This window comes from Lactobacillus kimbladii (genome assembly GCF_014323605.1).
GTDB lineage: Bacteria > Bacillota > Bacilli > Lactobacillales > Lactobacillaceae > Lactobacillus > Lactobacillus kimbladii_B.
Map to the genome: position 1 here is coordinate 39335 of NZ_SCMB01000008.1, position 17136 is coordinate 56470.

14 protein-coding genes are annotated in these 17136 nt (G+C 36.6%); 5 read left to right on the forward strand and 9 right to left on the reverse strand.

Annotated features, from left to right (window positions below):
* Positions 1–491: 491 nt before the first annotated feature.
* Positions 492–923, reverse strand: coding sequence for a hypothetical protein (locus ERK18_RS09085; RefSeq protein ID WP_052060376.1), 432 nt, complete (start codon positions 921–923; stop codon positions 492–494).
* 555 nt (positions 924–1478) lie between these two features.
* Between ERK18_RS09085 and ERK18_RS09090 the strand changes: the two genes are divergently transcribed.
* From ERK18_RS09090 to ERK18_RS09100, 3 genes are all read left to right on the forward strand, one after another.
* A complete protein-coding gene (locus ERK18_RS09090) occupies positions 1479–2516 on the forward strand; it encodes a PTS sugar transporter subunit IIC (protein ID WP_045928278.1) in 1038 nt (345 codons plus the stop codon).
* A gap of 68 nt (positions 2517–2584) precedes the next feature.
* Positions 2585–2941 (forward strand): arsenate reductase family protein, encoded by a 357-nt coding sequence (locus ERK18_RS09095; protein WP_109586452.1) that lies wholly within the window; start codon positions 2585–2587, stop codon positions 2939–2941.
* Between the two features lie 99 nt (positions 2942–3040).
* Entirely contained in the window at positions 3041–5440 is a 2400-nt protein-coding gene (locus ERK18_RS09100; RefSeq protein WP_187155182.1) for a Xaa-Pro dipeptidyl-peptidase, read from the forward strand.
* A 192-nt stretch (positions 5441–5632) separates the two neighbouring features.
* Here the strand turns inward: ERK18_RS09100 and carB are convergent, their stop codons facing one another.
* The 6 genes from carB to ERK18_RS09130 all read right to left on the reverse strand — a co-directional run bounded on the left by carB (position 5633) and on the right by ERK18_RS09130 (position 13930).
* Positions 5633–8815: a carbamoyl-phosphate synthase large subunit gene (carB, locus tag ERK18_RS09105; protein ID WP_187155183.1), complete on the reverse strand. Its 3183-nt coding sequence runs from the start codon at positions 8813–8815 to the stop codon at positions 5633–5635.
* Positions 8808–9893 (reverse strand): carbamoyl phosphate synthase small subunit, encoded by a 1086-nt coding sequence (locus tag ERK18_RS09110; protein WP_187155184.1) that lies wholly within the window; start codon positions 9891–9893, stop codon positions 8808–8810. Before ERK18_RS09110 ends, carB begins: the two co-directional genes overlap by 8 nt.
* Positions 9890–11167 (reverse strand): dihydroorotase, encoded by a 1278-nt coding sequence (locus tag ERK18_RS09115; protein ID WP_187155185.1) that lies wholly within the window; start codon positions 11165–11167, stop codon positions 9890–9892. The genes ERK18_RS09110 and ERK18_RS09115 overlap by 4 nt, the downstream gene beginning before the upstream one ends.
* On the reverse strand, positions 11167–12123 hold the full coding sequence (locus ERK18_RS09120; RefSeq protein ID WP_187155186.1) for an aspartate carbamoyltransferase catalytic subunit: 957 nt from the start codon (positions 12121–12123) through the stop codon (positions 11167–11169). The genes ERK18_RS09115 and ERK18_RS09120 overlap by 1 nt, the downstream gene beginning before the upstream one ends.
* A 145-nt stretch (positions 12124–12268) precedes the next feature.
* On the reverse strand, positions 12269–12811 hold the full coding sequence (gene pyrR / locus ERK18_RS09125) for a bifunctional pyr operon transcriptional regulator/uracil phosphoribosyltransferase PyrR (RefSeq protein ID WP_187155187.1): 543 nt from the start codon (positions 12809–12811) through the stop codon (positions 12269–12271).
* A gap of 195 nt (positions 12812–13006) precedes the next feature.
* Entirely contained in the window at positions 13007–13930 is a 924-nt protein-coding gene (locus ERK18_RS09130) for a dihydroorotate dehydrogenase (protein ID WP_187155188.1), read from the reverse strand.
* Between the two features lie 244 nt (positions 13931–14174).
* Between ERK18_RS09130 and pyrF the strand changes: the two genes are divergently transcribed.
* Together pyrF and pyrE are read left to right on the forward strand one after the other, a co-directional pair.
* Complete coding sequence (gene pyrF, locus ERK18_RS09135; protein WP_187155189.1) at positions 14175–14882, forward strand: orotidine-5'-phosphate decarboxylase; 708 nt, start codon at positions 14175–14177, stop codon at positions 14880–14882.
* Position 14883: 1 nt separating this feature from the next.
* Positions 14884–15519, forward strand: a complete 636-nt coding sequence (pyrE, locus tag ERK18_RS09140; protein WP_187155190.1) for an orotate phosphoribosyltransferase — start codon at positions 14884–14886, stop codon at positions 15517–15519.
* A gap of 91 nt (positions 15520–15610) precedes the next feature.
* Here the strand turns inward: pyrE and ERK18_RS09145 are convergent, their stop codons facing one another.
* The gene (locus ERK18_RS09145) at positions 15611–16795 is read right to left on the reverse strand and encodes an MFS transporter (RefSeq protein ID WP_187155191.1); all 1185 of its coding nucleotides are present in this window, start codon (positions 16793–16795) and stop codon (positions 15611–15613) included.
* A 123-nt stretch (positions 16796–16918) separates the two neighbouring features.
* Positions 16919–17136, reverse strand: a 218-nt coding sequence (locus ERK18_RS09150; RefSeq protein WP_187154761.1) for an IS3 family transposase, incomplete at its 5' end; no start/stop codon positions are given.

Here is a 17136-nt window from a genome sequence, read left to right on the forward strand (position 1 = left end):
TAAAGGTTTCTTTTTTACAGTTTAGGACATTGACTGTTCCCTATCTAGCCTTTTACTATGTTGATTTATATGAATTTATTAAACGTCTTGAACCTTCAAATATTAGGATTACTATTGAAAATTATTCTTAAATAATTAACGAAATGAAAATTCAAAAAGAGTAGCACATAACTATAGTTTTTGGACTTAACAAATTAACCTCAAAAACTACGTTTGCATAGAGTCAAAAAATTGGCTAATTTTTGTTAATCAAGCATGGAGATATCAAGATATACAAGGATAAATTCATTACCACCCGAATCATTTATAAATATCAATGGAGTCTGTAAAAAGCAAAATATTACTACACCAATGTTCTGCTACAACCACATAATAAAAATGATTGAAATAACACAATTAAAAAGAACTTTAGTTTTCGCTAAAGTTCTTTTTAAATAATTAGCCATTTTAATCAAAAACAGAATTTCTTCTATAATTTAACCAGCTTGCCTTTAATTCTTCTTGATTTTTGATATCAGAACCCTTTGACGTTTGGGATTTAACCGGTAATAGCCTGAAAAAATTCCCAAAAAGGTTAAAACAACTGTTCCGATAACCAGTAATAAGATGCTGTCTTCATGAAGTTCTCCGATAAATTCATATAGAGAAGATACCATCTTCAACCAACCACCAAGAGAGACAAAATACCAGGCAGTAGCCTTATCAATAAAACTCATAGCTGTACGCAAATCAGATTCATTTTTGATAATACTACCTAAAATCTTGACTGCACGCCGTTTTTCAAGATAAATTTTTACAATAGGTATAATCCAGTACAAAGGAGAAATTTTTGGTTGTGCTTTACTTGATTGGTTAAATTCCTTCAAAAACCATTCATAATCATAAAGCTCCATTAATCCCTGATAAAGAGGGAAGGCAAACAACAACCAATCTCCTAAGAAACTGATGCAATTAATAAACAGTGAGATAATAAACACTTCTTTCTATATCTTTTTATTATAAAACTGAATTATTATTTTTACTTGTCATTATTTTAGTCGTTACCAACCAGTTATTCAAAAAAGTTATTCAAATTTTGGCAAGCTATTTTGCTAATTGAAAAAGAAAAAATATTTTTTTAATAATTAACTAACTTTTTCTTTCTCAACAAAAAGACTATTAGATACTTAAAGCTTGATATACCAATGAAATTATTTCTTTAAAATTCTCTTGCTTTTTTTTTACTAATAAGTTATGATATTCCTTAAATATTTATGAGAGGTAAAGATTATGACGGCAATTAAAAAAATTAATCAACCGCAAGTTAAATATTATTTCTGGTACTTCAGCTATTTGATCTGAGTGCCTAGTTTGTCATCGTCTTAGACACACAGTTCAATCTTTATGACAATTGTGTGTTTAAAAGATTTAAGTACTTTCTTCTCTGAAGACTCACACAGTTGTCGTCATCTGTGTGAGTTTTTTATTGGGAGAGTAAAATGAATACTTTAAAAAAGATTACGTTAGATACACTAAATGGCTTATCAACAGGTATAGTTGTAGCTTTAATTCCTGGAGCCTTAATTAATCAGTTGGTAAAAGCACTCTTGCCAAGCATGCCTCAATTAAGCTTTATTTTAGCTTTAACCACCTTTGCTTCGGCATTGTTGCCAGCAATCAGTGCTGTTTGTGTAGGTATGACTGGTAAATTAACACCAATCCAAACTTCATCTATTGCTTTAGCGGCAACAGCCGGAGCTGGCAACTTTGTGATGAACAAAGGTAAAGTTGCGGTTATGGGCAGTGGTGACGTTATTAACACGGCCATCACTATTATGATAGCTTACGGCTTAGTTTTGTTTTTTGGTAAGAAATTAAAAGCATACACAATTCTATTAGTTCCACTGCTTGTTCTGCTAATAGCTGGAGGAATTGGCTGTCTTACCCGCATCCCTGTTGGCCAATTAACTAGTTTGATCGGTGTCGGAGTTGAAAAATTGACGGCATTGCAACCAATTATTATGGGAATGTTGATGGGAATAGTATTTGGGTTACTTATCGTTTCCCCTATTTCTTCAGTCGGTATCGCTACTGCGATAAGCATCTCTGGCATAGCTTCCGGTTCTGCCAATTTAGGTATCACAGCTGTTGCCTTCTCTTTAGCTGTTTTCGGTTGGAAATCAAATAGTTTTGGTACATCAATTGCCCACTTCTTAGGTTCTCCTAAAATGCAAATGGCTAATCTAATGACTAATCCCAAATTACTTATCCCGCTTTTAATTAATGCTGGTATAATGGGTGCCTTAGGTGCAGTATTTCAAATTCAGGGTACACCAATGAGTGCAGGATTTGGCTTTTCAGGTTTAATTGGCCCTATTGCCGCCATGGCAAATCGCCCAGCGAATTTGGTTAATATTATATTAATTGCTGTTCTTTTCTTCGTGTTACCAATTGCATTAGGCATCGCAATGAATTACCTTTTTAATAACAAAGTTCATCTTTTTACTAGTAAAGACTTTGAACTGGATTTCAGTTAGTTTAAAGTACTCTACTCTTCTGGTTTATCAGTCTTATTGCTATAATTGAGGTAAAGGAGAGTATGAATATGATAAAATTCTATGGTTACAAACGTTGCTCTACTTCAAGGGCTGCTCAAAAATGGCTGACGGAGCACAATGTTGAGTTCGATTTTCAAGATTTGGTCGAAGAACCGCCTAAGAAATCTGATTTAATTAACTGGCTTACTCAACATAAAGATCGCGGCTTAAAATATTTTTTTAACACTCATGGTCAAGATTATCGTAAATTACACATTAAAGATCAAATTGCAGATATGACAATTGCAGAAGCTGCAGATATGATGTCCAAAAACGGAAAACTAATCAAAAGGCCTCTGGTTGTTGAAGGTAAAAAATTGACCTGTGGCTTTAATGAAAAAATTTACGAAAAAATTTGGCTATAAAATTTAAAAAGGAGGTATTGAAAACAGTACCTTCTTTTTTATTAATCAGCTTTCTAATATCATTGTTAACAGGTAAAATAATACAAAAAGGAGAATTTTATGAAGTATAACCAATACGCTTATGTGGAAACTGATTACAAAACAGAAGTTAAAGAATTATTGCAAATTAAATTTTTGCCAATAGATTATGAAAAACGCTCTTTTTCCAATCTTTTAGGAGAGCTGATCGCAAATGCAGTGGCAGTGATTAGCCCCCGCGACGAAAGTGCTCGCAAAGCAAAATTAGCTGAGTTTGCAGTTTCAGGTGTCCAGCCCCTTAGTGCTTTTTTAGATACCAATCCAGAAGAAATTACTTCTAGCCAATTTTATAATGTTGCATTGCAGCTTCTTGGTTATCATGTTGGCTACGATTATCAACTAAATGACCCTTTGGCTTTTATGAAAAAGCAGGCACTACCTTACATTGAGAAAATTAACGACAAGAAATCTCTTGTTCAAGCTTTTTATCGTTTGCTTAACACTCGTGCCAAAAATGGACAACTGCTAATAGATGTCATGGCTGGTCAAGGCTATTTTTACAACAGAAAAACAGAAATTGCATCCAATGAGTTCCTCTTCTTTAACGGTAAAAGCTTGCCTGTTTTTGATACCAGCAAGGTGATCCGAGAAGTCGTTTATGTTGAAAGTGATTTGGATACAGACGGTGATGGGAAGAGTGACCTTTTACAAACAACAATTTTTCGTCCAATTGAAAGTGAAACTTTACCGGTTCCTGCTCTTTACACTGCTAGCCCCTATTTTGGCGGTATCATTGATAACGAAAAGCGTAACCACAACGTAGATGAAAATTTGACTGATGCGACTGAGTGGACTAATCCACAATATCAGGCTTCTGCAATAGTTAAAGCCAAAAAACCATTGGATAGTGAAAACTCATCTAGGCCGGTAGAACAAGCTGTCGGCAAATCTTCCTATGGTCTGAACGAATATATGCTGGCTCGTGGATTTGCCAGCGTATCTGCTGGCGCTATCGGAACGCGAGGCAGCGACGGTCTCAGAATTACTGGTGCTCCGGAAGAAACCGAAAGCGCCAAAGAAATAATTGAATGGTTGCATGGAGATCGCATTGCTTATACTGATAGAACACGTCAACACGAAACAAAAGCAACTTGGTGTAACAAAAAAATTGGGATGACTGGTCGTTCATATTTAGGCACTTTGCAAATAGCCATTGCTACTACGGGTGTACCTGGCCTAAAAACAGTTATTTCTGAGGCTGCCATTTCTTCCTGGTATGATTATTACCGTGAACATGGCTTGGTAATTGCACCAGAAGATTGCCAAGGTGAAGATTTGGATATGCTTGCAGAAACTTGTCAATCGAACTTGTGGGATGCTGGAGATTATTTAAAAATTAAACCTAAGTTTGACGAAATGCAGAAGATTTTATTAGAAAAGTCTGATCGCAAAACTGGTCAGTATTCTGATTTCTGGGAAAAGCGCAATTATCGCCACCATACTGATAATATTAAATGTTCCTGGATTAGCGTCCATGGCTTAAATGATTGGAACGTTAAGCCTAAGAACGTCTATAAAGTTTGGCAAAAGGTCAAAGACCTTCCGATTGAGCATCATCTTTTCCTGCATCAGGGACCTCATTATAACATGAATAATTTGGTTTCAATTGATTTTACTGATCTAATGAACTTATGGCTAGTTCATGAACTCTTGGGCATTGAAAATAATGCCTATAATCAGTGGCCAACTGTGCTTATTCAAGATAACCTAAAAGCAGATCAGTGGCACAAAGAAAAGGATTGGAGTAATGAGATTGGCAGTGAAACTGTTTATTTCCCTACTTCCAATAATGAGTTAACAAAAGATACTAGCAGCAAGCAAAAACTTTCCTTTACTGATGTAGGCGGAACTGAATTTAAAAAGGCAAAAATTTCTGACAATAACTGGCAATATCAATTTATTTGTGGTGAAGAAAAGTGGGCAAAAGCCAGCTTGCGTTTTACCACAGATGAATTTATTCATCCAGTAACAATTGTGGGACGACCGGAAATACGGCTGAGTGTTTCATCCAGCCTTAACAAAGGACAGATTTCTGTTGCTTTAGTAGAAATTGCTGATCGCAAGCGTTTGACTCCTACCCCCAAAATTTTAATGCCTGGTGGACAAGAACTGGGCTTCCATTTTCAACTTGACTCTTTACAAGAATTTATGCCTGACAAACTAACTCACGCCAAATTGATTACCAAGGCGCACATGAATCTGCAGAATTATGCAGATATGAAAAAGCCAAGTAGTATAAAAGCCGGTGAGTTTTATGACTTGCAGTTTAAATTACAACCAACTTATTACACAATGCCGGCAGGAAGCAAGCTTTGCTTAATTATTTATTCAACTGACCAGGGAATGACGAAAAGACCTCTTGAAAATACAGATTACACAATCGATCTGTCTAAAACCGCCATTAAATTTAGCACTAAATAACTTGGAATTTATACATATCGGTCCTTCTCCAGGCTAAACATAAAAGAATCTGGTAAAAAACTCTAACCTAACTAAAAAGGCTGACAAATTACGTCAATAAAACGTTGATTTGTCGGTCTTTTTAAATTGTAAATTTTTTAATTTAACTTCAAAGAGCACTTTTTTCCCAGATACTTTTTAAATTGCCAAATTCTATTTTATGTTTATTGTAGCAAACGACCTGTTTTCCAATGCAGTTAACAATGCACGTGCAGTATCCAAACTGGTAATTAGCGGAATGTTTTGCTGAATGGCTGTTTGACGAATGACAAAGCCATCAGAAGTTTTAGCCAAATCATGTCCCATAGTGTTGATTACCAAATCGATTTTACCGTTTTTCAATTCATTTAGGATATTTGTATCAGTATCTTCATGAATTTTATCTACCATAGCAACACGTAAATGATTTTGTTTTAAAAAGCTCGCTGTACCACTGGTAGCAAAAATACGGTAACCGATTTGGGCAAATCTTTTGGCAATAGGCAAAATTTCTTGTTTATCACGATCTTCGATTGTCAATAAAATATTGCCGCTGTCAGGGATCTGCATGTTTGCACCTGAAAAGGCCTTGTAAAGTGCCTTAGGAAAACTCAAATCACTACCCATAACTTCACCGGTTGACTTCATTTCTGGCCCTAAGTAGCTGTCAACATCAGAAAGCTTGCTAAATGAGAATACAGGGGCTTTAACACTAATCATTTTAGTTTCTGGTGCCAGGCCATCATCATAACCCTGCTTTTGTAAACTTTCACCCATAATTACTCTTGTTGCTACTTGCGCCATTTCAATAGACGTAATTTTACTTAAGAATGGTACAGTACGACTAGCACGAGGATTGACCTCAATAATATAAATTTCACCATCGCGCTCAATTAACTGCAAATTCATTATTCCGCGACAATTAAGCTTTAATGCTAACTTCTTTGTGATGTCAGCTATTTTTTGTTTAATTGCAGGAGAAAAAGTTTGAGCGGGATAAACTGCCATTGAATCTCCTGAGTGAACTCCGGCATGCTCAATATGTTCCATTATTCCGGGAATTAGCACTCTTTTACCATCACAGATGGCATCAACATCACACTCACGCCCATCAAGATAATCATCAACTAAAATAGGATGACTGCTAGCGATATCCACGTGATTTTGCAAGTAGTCTTCAAGTTCTGGCTGATTATAAACAATTTCCATGGCTTTTCCACCCAAAACATAACTAGGTCTAACTAAAACCGGATAGCCCAACTTGTCTGCCGCTTTGATAACACCGTCATGTGTAGTAGTCGTGATTCCCTGCGGTTGCTTTAAACCTAATTCTTTTACTACCTGATCAAATAATTCGCGATCTTCGGCTCGATTGAGATCTTTTACGCTAGTACCTAAAATTTTGATACCATGTTTTTCCAGACCAGCAGCCAGATTGATCGAAGTCTGTCCACCAAACTGAATAATTAGACCTTCGGGCTGTTCTAAATCGCAAACGTTTAACACATCTTCTAAGGTTAGTGGCTCAAAGTATAATTTATCTGACACCGAAAAGTCAGTGGAAACAGTTTCCGGATTCGAATTAATAACAATAGCTTCATAACCCATCTTTTGTAGTGCTTTGACACAATGCACAGTGGCATAGTCAAATTCAACACCCTGACCAATCCTGATAGGCCCAGAACCAACAACTAAAACTGATTTCTTTGTCGTCTTCTGACTCTCATTTTCGGCATCATAAGTAGAATAGAAATAAGGAGTTTGTGAGATAAATTCTCCAGCACATGTATCAACCATTTTGTAAACGGGTAAAAGATGATTTTTCTTGCGTAAATTACGCACATGATCTTCATCTTCGTGCCACAAATTGGCAATAGTATGATCACTAAAACCATACTTTTTGGCATTTTTGAGCACTGCCAGATTATCAGGGCCAGCTGCAATTGATTTTTCTAAATCAACAATATGCTTAACAATATCTAGAAAATAGAAATTAATTTTGGTTAATTCATGTAAGTCTGACATTGCGTAGCCTCTGCGAAAAGCTTCAGCTAAATAAAAGAGACGGTCATCCTGAGCTTTAACCAGTTTGTTTTCCAATTCTTCATCACTTGCATCATGTGCTTCAGTTGAGTAAAAGTCTTTTTGGTCAATTTCCAAAGAACGCACAGCTTTTTGAAACGCTTCTTCAGCTGTCCTGCCCATCGCCATGACTTCTCCAGTTGCTTTCATTTGGGTTCCCAGTTCACGATTTGCTTTGGCAAACTTATCAAAGGGCCAACGAGGGATCTTGCAGACCACATAGTCCAATGCTGGTTCAAATTCGGCAAATGTAGTGCCTGTTACCGGATTTTTAATTTCATCTAAAGTCAAACCCACAGCGATTTTAGCAGCCATCTTGGCAATGGGATAGCCAGTAGCCTTTGACGCTAATGCAGAAGAACGTGAAACCCGGGGATTAACCTCAATGACATCATAATTAAAACTGTTTGGATCAAGGGCTAATTGAACATTGCAACCACCTTCAATTTTTAGTGCCCGAATAAGTTTTAAAGAACAATCCCTTAACATTTGATATTCCTTATCAGATAACGTTTGAGAGGGTGAAAAAACAATTGAGTCGCCCGTATGAATACCAACAGGATCGAAGTTTTCCATACAACAAACAATCATGGCATTATCATCATGATCTCTCATGACTTCAAATTCGACTTCCTTATATCCAGCTATGGATCGTTCAATTAAACATTCAGTTACAGGTGACAATTCCAAACCATTTTTAGCAATTTTAGCTAGTTCATCCCTGTCATTACAAATACCGCCGCCGGTTCCACCCATAGTGAAAGCTGGACGCACGATTATGGGATAACCAATCTTATCTCCAAAATCTAATGCCTCTTGTACTGTTTTAACACTAGTTGAAGGTGGCACAGGCTCCCCTAATTTTTGACAGAGCTCTTTAAACTTTTCTCTGTCTTCTGCTTGTTCAATTGAATCAAGCTTTGTTCCCAATAATTCGATGTTTAATTCATCTAAAATACCACTTTTAGCTAATGATAAGGCCATATTCAAACCCACTTGACCACCTAAAGTTGGCAAAATTGCATCAGGAAATTCCTTGCGGATAATACGTGATACTGATTCTACAGTTAATGGTTCAATATAAACTTTATCGGCTATTGTGGTATCAGTCATAATTGTGGCCGGATTAGAATTAACCAGAACCACTTCATAACCTTCTTCACGCAATGCAAGGCATGCTTGAGTACCGGAATAATCAAATTCTGCAGCCTGACCAATAATAATTGGTCCTGAACCAATTACCATTATTTTTTTTATATCAGTTCTTTTAGGCATGATTTTTAACATCCTTTCTTTGGTCAATCATTTGCATAAAGTAATCAAAGATGCCTTCTTCATCGTGAGGGCCAGGCGTACTATCAGGATGAAATTGGACGGAAAAAGCAGGATATTTCTTGTGCCGCAAACCTTCGATAGTACCGTCATTAACTTCAACATGAGTAACCATTAAAATATCAGGATCAATTGAATCTCGGCTAACAGCATAGCCATGATTCTGTGAGGTAAAGCCAATATTTCCAGTAGCTATTTCCCGTACAGGATGATTAAATCCCCGATGACCAAATTTCATTTTATAAGTTTTTGCACCATTAGCCAGAGCAAAAACCTGGTGACCCATGCAGATTCCCATTAATGGTACCTGCTTTTCTACTTCTTGAACCATTTTGACGGCACCCCGCATTTCTAAAGGATCTCCAGGTCCATTAGACAGCAAAACGCCATCCGGATGAAGAGATAATATTTTTTCAGCTGAAATAATATAAGGCAAAACTATACAGTTGCAATCTCGTTTGCTTAATTCACGCAAAATACTATTTTTTAGTCCAAAATCTACTACAACAATATTGCGCTTTGAGCCCGGCACAGGATAAGCTTTTGTAGTCGCAACTCTCTTAACTACGCCCTTTGAAAGCTGACTTGCTTTTAACTGCTCTGCAATTTCAGTAGCTTTCTCCATAGAATCACAAATCTGACCCTTCATTGTGCCGTGGGCGCGTAATTTTTTAACCAATTTTCTGGTATCTATTCCTTGAATACCAGGTACATCTAGACTCTTTAAAAAATCTGGTAAAGTAGTTTGCATGCGCCAATTATCAGGGTGTCGTGCCACTTCATGGCAAATCACTCCTTTTATGCCCGGCTCAAGTGATTCATAATCTGCCAGCGTGATCCCATAATTGCCAATTAACGGATTAGTAAAAACTAAAATTTGATCAGCATACGATTGATCGGTAATTGCCTCTTGATAACCTGTCATTCCGGTTGTAAACACGACTTCACCTTTAGTCGCTTGACTTCCACCAAAGCCTTCGCCTGCAAATATACTGCCATCTTCTAAAATTAAATATCTCATTTACTTTCCTCACTTTGAAAAACAATCTGGCCGTCGACCATTGTTAAAACAGTTTGGCCATAAACTGCATCATTATTAAAAGGAGTATTATTCCCTTTTGACTTAAAATTAGCTGAATTAATAGCTTCTTTTTTCTGAAGATCGAAAATAGCAATATCTGCCGGTTGACCTAAAGATATTTTCCCAGCTTTTTTCAAGCCAAAAGCGTTAGCGGGAGCCAAAGTGAGCCAATTTAATAACTGCTCCAGAGTAAAAATACCAGTTTTAACAAATTTAGTGTAGAGCTCACTAAAAGCCGTTTCGCTGCCAACAATACCAAATGCAGCCGTGGCAAAACCATTTTGCTTATCACTTGCAGTATGAGGAGCATGATCAGTAGCTATCATGTCAATTGTGCCATCAAGCAATCCAGCTATAAGTGCTTCTTGATCTCCTTTGGTTCTCAAAGGCGGATTCATTTTAAAATTAGCATTATCACTGATAATATCTTCTTCTCCTAATAGAAGATGATGAGGAGCAACTTCGCAGGTAACATTAATACCTTTACTTTTAGCAATTCTGATCAATTCAACGCCTTTCTTAGTAGAAACATGGCAAACATGGTAATGAACGCCAGTCTTTTGCGCCAATAATAAATCTCGAGCAATTTGAGTAGTTTCAGCTAATTCAGTAATCGGAGCTAAATTAAATTCACTTGCTTTTCTACCTTCATTTATAACGCCATGATTGAACAATGAATCATCTTGAGCATGTTCGGCAATAATTAAATTATTAGCCTGAGCTTTTTGCATTGCTAAATACATAGTGCGAGCATTTTGCACACCTTTGCCATCATTGCTTAGTGCAATACAGCCGGCTTTTTTTAGAGCTGCATAATCAGGAATTTCGTTAGTATCTTCATTAACAGTAATTGGTGCATATTGCAAAACATGAATTACACCATTTTCACAGTTGTTTTTCACCATTTTACCCATCAGCTCTGGTGTATTGGGTACCGGTACTACATTTGGCATTGCACAAACCGTGGTGAAGCCACCATGTGCTGCTGCCAGCGAACCGGTTCTAACATTTTCTTTTTCAGTTTGTCCCGGATCTCTGTAATGAACATGTACATCAACAAGTCCTGGGCTTACTAATTGCTTTTTGGCATCAATTATATTTTCCGCTTTCAAATTAGTGCCGATTGCAGAAATTAGGCCATTTTTAATTAAAAGGTCACCATGTACTAATTCTCCAGCAGTATAAATATAGCCGTTTTTAATTACAGTTGCCATCAAGACAATCCCCCTAATTTACGTCCTCGCATAACTGCTTCAATCATTGCCATTCTCATAAAAACGCCATTTTCCATTTGCCTTACAAACTGACACTTAGGAGCTTCAACTAAATCACCGCTAAGTTCAACATCATGGTTAATTGGACCCGGGTGCATGATAATAGCATCATCTTTCATTTGCTCATACCTTTTTTGATTAATACCAAATTTTTCATGGTAGCTTTTGGCGTCAAATTTTGCTTCGTTAGGATCTCCTGCGTGTCTTTCGTGTTGCACACGTAATAGCATCATCACATCCATTTGATTAATTAAATCATCAATTGGCATATATTGACCATACTTATCGTATTGTTTGTCATACCAATATTCAGGACCAGAGAAATAAACCTTAGCTCCTAGTCTGGTCAAAAGTTCCATATTACTTTTAGCAACTCGAGAATTTGTAATATCTCCTATAATAGCTACTTTAAGACCCTTAAAATGTCCAAAATGTTCGTGAATTGTCATCATATCAAGCATACATTGTGATGGGTGCTGCCCACTGCCGTCTCCTGCATTGATGACACCAATATTAAGATGTTGGTTTTGTTTGGGATGTATTAATTGATTATAGTATTCATTTTCAGAATGTCTGATAACTTCAAGATCAATCCCAAGAGCTGCCATAATAAGCGAAGTATCATAAAGCGTTTCCCCTTTTTTAGTTGAACTGTGTGCAGGGTCAAATGGTATTACGCTTAAGCCCAATTTTCTTTCCGCCATTTCAAAACTCGTGTGAGTTCTGCTGGAATTTTCAAAAAACATGTTTGTGACAAAAACCGGCTGTGTTAAATGTGGACGAGCTCCACCATTTTTAAAGTATTCTGCTCGTTCAATAAGTGCCATTACTTGCTCAAGTCTTAAGTTTTCAACACTTACAAATGATTTTAGGGTAACAAGATTAATATTTTTCATTTTTACTCTTTTCCAAAAAAATAAACCTAAAGCTTTTTCAGCTCCAGGTTTAGCAAAAGGGTTTTTAGTATAGTTAGAGACTCAATAAAAGAACTCAAACCCTTCTGACCCTCTCTGGAGCCAATTAAACGGTTGAATTAATTTTTTATTGTGGCAATGGTTTTAATTCCACATTGTCTTTATTATCAATTTCCTCTACATGAACAGCTATCTCTTCATGTGATGAAGTTGGGATATTTTTACCAACAAAATCTGCTCGAATTGGTAGTTCGCGATGACCACGATCAACCAAAGCAGCAACGGCAATTGAACTTGGTCTGCCTTTATCCATTAAAGCATCCATTGCCGCTCTGATTGTCCGACCGGTAAAAATGACATCATCAACTAAAACCACATGCTTATTGCTAATTTCAATACCCAAATCTTTTGAATTAACAACGGGGTCTAGTTTTAATGATGCATCATGACGATCATCACGATATAAAGTAATATCAAGCTGACCAAGTGGAACATCAACACCTTCAAGCTTCTGAATCCGATCATGAATACGTTGAGCTAAATAGACGCCACGAGTTTTTATTCCTACCAGAACCAGGTCCTCTGTGCCCTTATTTCGTTCAATGATTTCATAAGTGATTCTTGTCAACGCTCTTTTCATTGCTGAGGCGTCCCAAATTTCTTTTGTCATTTTTTTCTCCTGTAGTACATTGCCCATGAAAAAAGCACTTAATCTATTTGAGACTAAATGCTTTGTAAAAGTCAATACTTAATTGAGCTTTCCTTGCTAGCCTCACGGGACTAATTTTAAAGGACATCTGTTTAAATATACTGTTTCAAATTCAAATTGTCAATAGTAAAGTTGGATATTGCTGATGCTAGCTTTTTAATTATATTCAACCTGACCAACTAAATCTTTAATATCATTGACACCTAAATTATCCAAAACCTGCGGTAAGTCATGGACAATATGAAGGCAAGCTAAAGGATCTTTAAAATGGGCACTACCTACTGCAACAGCGTTAGCACCAGCAAGCATAAATTCGACCACATCTTCAGCAGATGCAATTCCCCCCATACCGATAATTGGCAAATTAGTAACCCGTCTTACCTGATTAATCTGATATAAGGCAATGGGCTTCACTGCAGAACCAGAATAACCACCAAAATTATTTCCAAGCAGAGGTTTGCGAGTCTTTATGTTAATCCTCATACCAGTTACAGTATTTATTAAGGATAAACCATCCGCTCCACCAGCTTCAGCTGCCTGCGCTAACACAACTATATCAGTTACATTAGGTGTTAATTTTACAAAAACAGGCAAATCAACTGTATTTTTTATTTCTGCAGTTAGCTTTTCCACAACTTTTGGGTGAACGCCAAACGACATCCCACCTTGAGCTACATTAGGGCAAGAAACATTAATTTCTAGAGCATTAACCAGTTTTGAATCTGACAGTTTTTGAGCAACTTCAATATAGCCATCTTCGCTTTCACCGCCTACACTGGCAATTATTGGTAAAGCTGGATATTGTTTTTTGATAGCAGGCAACTTGTCGCTGATAACTTTATCAACTCCTGGATTGGTCAACCCAACTGAATTTAATACACTATTGTCTAAAACTGCAATTTGTGGTTGCGGATTTCCTAAACGTGGCTGCGGAGTGGTAGTTTTAATAACCAGCGCTCCGAGGTCATTCAAATCAAATTTTTTAGCTGCTGGTACATCTCCGAAACCGAAAGTACCACTAGCCGGCATCACTGGGTTTTTCAAATTAAGTCCAGGCAATTTTACACTGATGTTTGTCATTTTACCCTCCAAAAGTGTAAGCTCACTGTCAATACAATTATTTTTGGATATATTTTACACAATTTCTTTACTTTTTAAAAACAAAATTTTTATTGTATTTTATAAACAAAAATGGTAATCTCATTAATGATAAACTTTAAACGGTACAGAGAGACCGCAAGTTAAAAACAAGACTTAAATTAAACAAAAGGTCTATTTTGATGCACTCTCGTACCAGAATAGACTTTTTTTGTGGAGGTTTTTAATGGAAAAAGCAGTGTTTGTAGCTTTGGACTTTGACAGCCAAAATAAGGTTCATGAATTACTAGCAAAATTGGGACAGCCCCAAGAAACATACTTAAAGATCGGCATGGAACTTTATTACCATTATGGATCCGATTTTGTAGAAAAATTAGTAAATCAAGGCTATCATATTTTTTTAGATCTTAAATTACACGATATTCCCAATACAGTTTATCGAGCTGCTAGGCAAATTGCTCATTTAGGTATTTTTTGCACGACTATTCATGCTCTAGGTGGCAGTGAAATGATTTCCGCCGCAAAAAAAGGCTTGATAGATGGCACACCAACTGGAAACAATACTCCTAAATTATTAGCTGTGACTGAACTGACCTCAATTTCGGAAAAGATTTTGGCAAACGAACAAAATTGTTCATTATCAATGACTGATCAAGTTGTTAGTCTGGCACAAACTGCAAAAAAAGCTGTAGCAGATGGTGTAATCTGCTCACCACTTGAGGTAAAAAAATTAAAAAAACAGGTTGGTTCTGACTTTTTATATGTAACACCGGGAATAAGATTGTCAAATAGCACCACTGATGATCAAAAGCGTATAGCCACGCCACAAAAGGCTAAAGAATTTGGTTCAAGTGCTCTTGTAGTGGGTCGACCAATTACGCAGGCTGAAGATCCTGCTTTAGTTTATCGAGAAATTAAAAAGGAGTTTGAGTAAAATGCATCAAGATCAAATTATTAATAAGTTAGTTGATAAAAAAATTATTACAATATCCACTGACAAACCATTCACTTATGCAAGTGGCATGTTATCTCCCATTTATACTGATTTAAGATTAACTGTTTCTTATCCAGACTTGCGTGACTGGATTGCTGCAGATTTAGCAGCTCTTATTAAAGAAAAATATCCAGATGTAAGTATAATCGGTGGCGTTGCTACTGCCGGAATTCCTCATGCGGCCTGGGTTGCTGCTAAATTGCACTTACCTATGATTTATGTGCGCCCAAAACCAAAAGATCATGGTAAGGGTAAACAAATTGAAGGACTTTTTAATAGCAACGACCGAATTGTACTAATCGACGATTTAATTACCACTGGTGGATCAGTTATTAATGCAGTAAAAGCAACTGAAAAAGAAGGCGGCAATGTAATTGGTGTGAGTTCAATATTTACTTATTATTTAAAAGATACTAAAGCTAACTTTGTTCAAGCTAAAGTTGACTACAGTCCTCTGTTAACATATCCTGAACTATTGCAAAAAGAAAAAGAGATGAAATATATAACTTCAACTGAATATGAAGCTTTAAAGACTTGGCACGAAGATCCTTGGGAATGGGGTAAAAAATTCCAATAAAAAGCAAAGCCGATTATTTCATGAGATATTAAAAAGCTGACTAATCTTTTGCTATAGCAAGACTAGTCAGTTTTTCTTTTTTTAAAAAGGTTTAATGGTGCCTTATTGCACCGTTCAAACGAACGCGATATTGTAAATAAATCAATATCATAAACGGTATTAAAATAAGTTGTACTAAATAAAAGTATTTGACTGGTAATAAGTCATTTATAAATCCCATGATTATTGGACCAAACGCCATACCAATGTCAAGTCCTAAGTAAAACGTGCTACTTGCTAAACCTTGTTCGCTTATGGGCGCTAAGAGCATTGCAGTCGACTGTAAAACAGAATACATCAGGCCATAGCCAATAGCCATAAAAGCAGCTGCAAGAGCCATTATCCAATTATTCTTCATTATTGCCAGCAAAATCAGGTAAATCAGAGTGGCAGCAACGCTAAACCAGAACCAAGTTCCAAATTTAACAGTATCAAAAAGATTTTTTAAAACTATTCGAATAAGCAATAGTACAACAGCATAAATTAAAAAGTAGGAACCGACATTTACGCTCAAATGACGTTCTTCAACGTAAGTAACCAGATCAGCTTGCGTGGCAAAATAAGGAAAAGCAAATAAAGTGGTGAGCATTGCTATAGGCAAGACATTTTTCTGGATAATTTTGAGATGTAAAAATGATTTTTTCTTTTCTGAATGCTTAATTTCTTTGGGTTTTGCCTTATTGCCAACAAATTGAATTATAATGACCATCAAAAAGGCCGAAACAGCAGAAGCAATGATAGCAATTCTATAACCAGTTTTTTGGTAAGTACTAATAGCAAGCGCTGGAGCAACAGCCATCGCAAGTGCATTCATTAGACCATAAAAACCCATTGCTTGACCAACATGAGCCCGTGGTACTAAGAAAGCTAGCCAGGTCGTCATGCAAACCGTACAAAGAACATAACCTGAACCGTTAATTAACCGAAAAAGGAGCAGCCAACCACTTGCCGGTGCAATTACATAACCAATTACCCCAATCACTATCAGAATGCCGCCTATAAAAGACAAACGGTATTTTGAAAATCTATCTGTCAAATTGCCAGCAATCGGTCGCAAAAACATCGCTGCTATACTCATAATTCCCACAATCAAGCCGGCAAAACCACTACTAGCTCCTAAACTCTTAGCATAGCCATTAATCAGAGGATTCACAAACATGGTACTAAACATAAAAAAGAATGAAGCTGCCATAACTAATATTACATCTTTAGTATAAACCGATTTCTCTTTTGTCATTTTTACCTCACCTACTCAAAACCTAACTTATTTATCATATCACTTAAAGGTTGGCATAAGATAAAAATTAAAAAATTAAAAAGACGATCTTATGAAGTTACCCCCTAGAATTGGACGTTAACATTAATTCATGTTTGCTAAGGCCGTATTCCGATATTCAATCGGGGTGCGGCCTTTTAGCGTGTGCCTGATTCTAGCTTGATTGTAGTATTTAATCCATTTTTCCATGGCCTCCTGCAGCGCCTTCTTAGTAGGATAGGTATAGGTGTAGTAGTCTAGCTCAACCTTCATGATGTGAAAGAGACTCTCGCAGGCCGCATTGTCGTGGCAGGTCGCCCGTC

Bases quoted from the DNA above. Each gene is read 5' to 3' on its own strand.
- ERK18_RS09090 (WP_045928278.1), top strand. From the start codon at position 1,479: ATGAATACTTTAAAAAAGATTACGTTAGATACACTAAATGGCTTATCA.
- ERK18_RS09095 (WP_109586452.1), top strand. From the start codon at position 2,585: ATGATAAAATTCTATGGTTACAAACGTTGCTCTACTTCAAGGGCTGCT.
- ERK18_RS09100 (WP_187155182.1), top strand. From the start codon at position 3,041: ATGAAGTATAACCAATACGCTTATGTGGAAACTGATTACAAAACAGAA.
- carB (WP_187155183.1), bottom strand. From the start codon at position 8,815: ATGCCTAAAAGAACTGATATAAAAAAAATAATGGTAATTGGTTCAGGA.
- ERK18_RS09110 (WP_187155184.1), bottom strand. From the start codon at position 9,893: ATGAGATATTTAATTTTAGAAGATGGCAGTATATTTGCAGGCGAAGGC.
- ERK18_RS09115 (WP_187155185.1), bottom strand. From the start codon at position 11,167: ATGGCAACTGTAATTAAAAACGGCTATATTTATACTGCTGGAGAATTA.
- ERK18_RS09120 (WP_187155186.1), bottom strand. From the start codon at position 12,123: ATGAAAAATATTAATCTTGTTACCCTAAAATCATTTGTAAGTGTTGAA.
- pyrR (WP_187155187.1), bottom strand. From the start codon at position 12,811: ATGACAAAAGAAATTTGGGACGCCTCAGCAATGAAAAGAGCGTTGACA.
- ERK18_RS09130 (WP_187155188.1), bottom strand. From the start codon at position 13,930: ATGACAAACATCAGTGTAAAATTGCCTGGACTTAATTTGAAAAACCCA.
- pyrF (WP_187155189.1), top strand. From the start codon at position 14,175: ATGGAAAAAGCAGTGTTTGTAGCTTTGGACTTTGACAGCCAAAATAAG.
- pyrE (WP_187155190.1), top strand. From the start codon at position 14,884: ATGCATCAAGATCAAATTATTAATAAGTTAGTTGATAAAAAAATTATT.
- ERK18_RS09145 (WP_187155191.1), bottom strand. From the start codon at position 16,795: ATGACAAAAGAGAAATCGGTTTATACTAAAGATGTAATATTAGTTATG.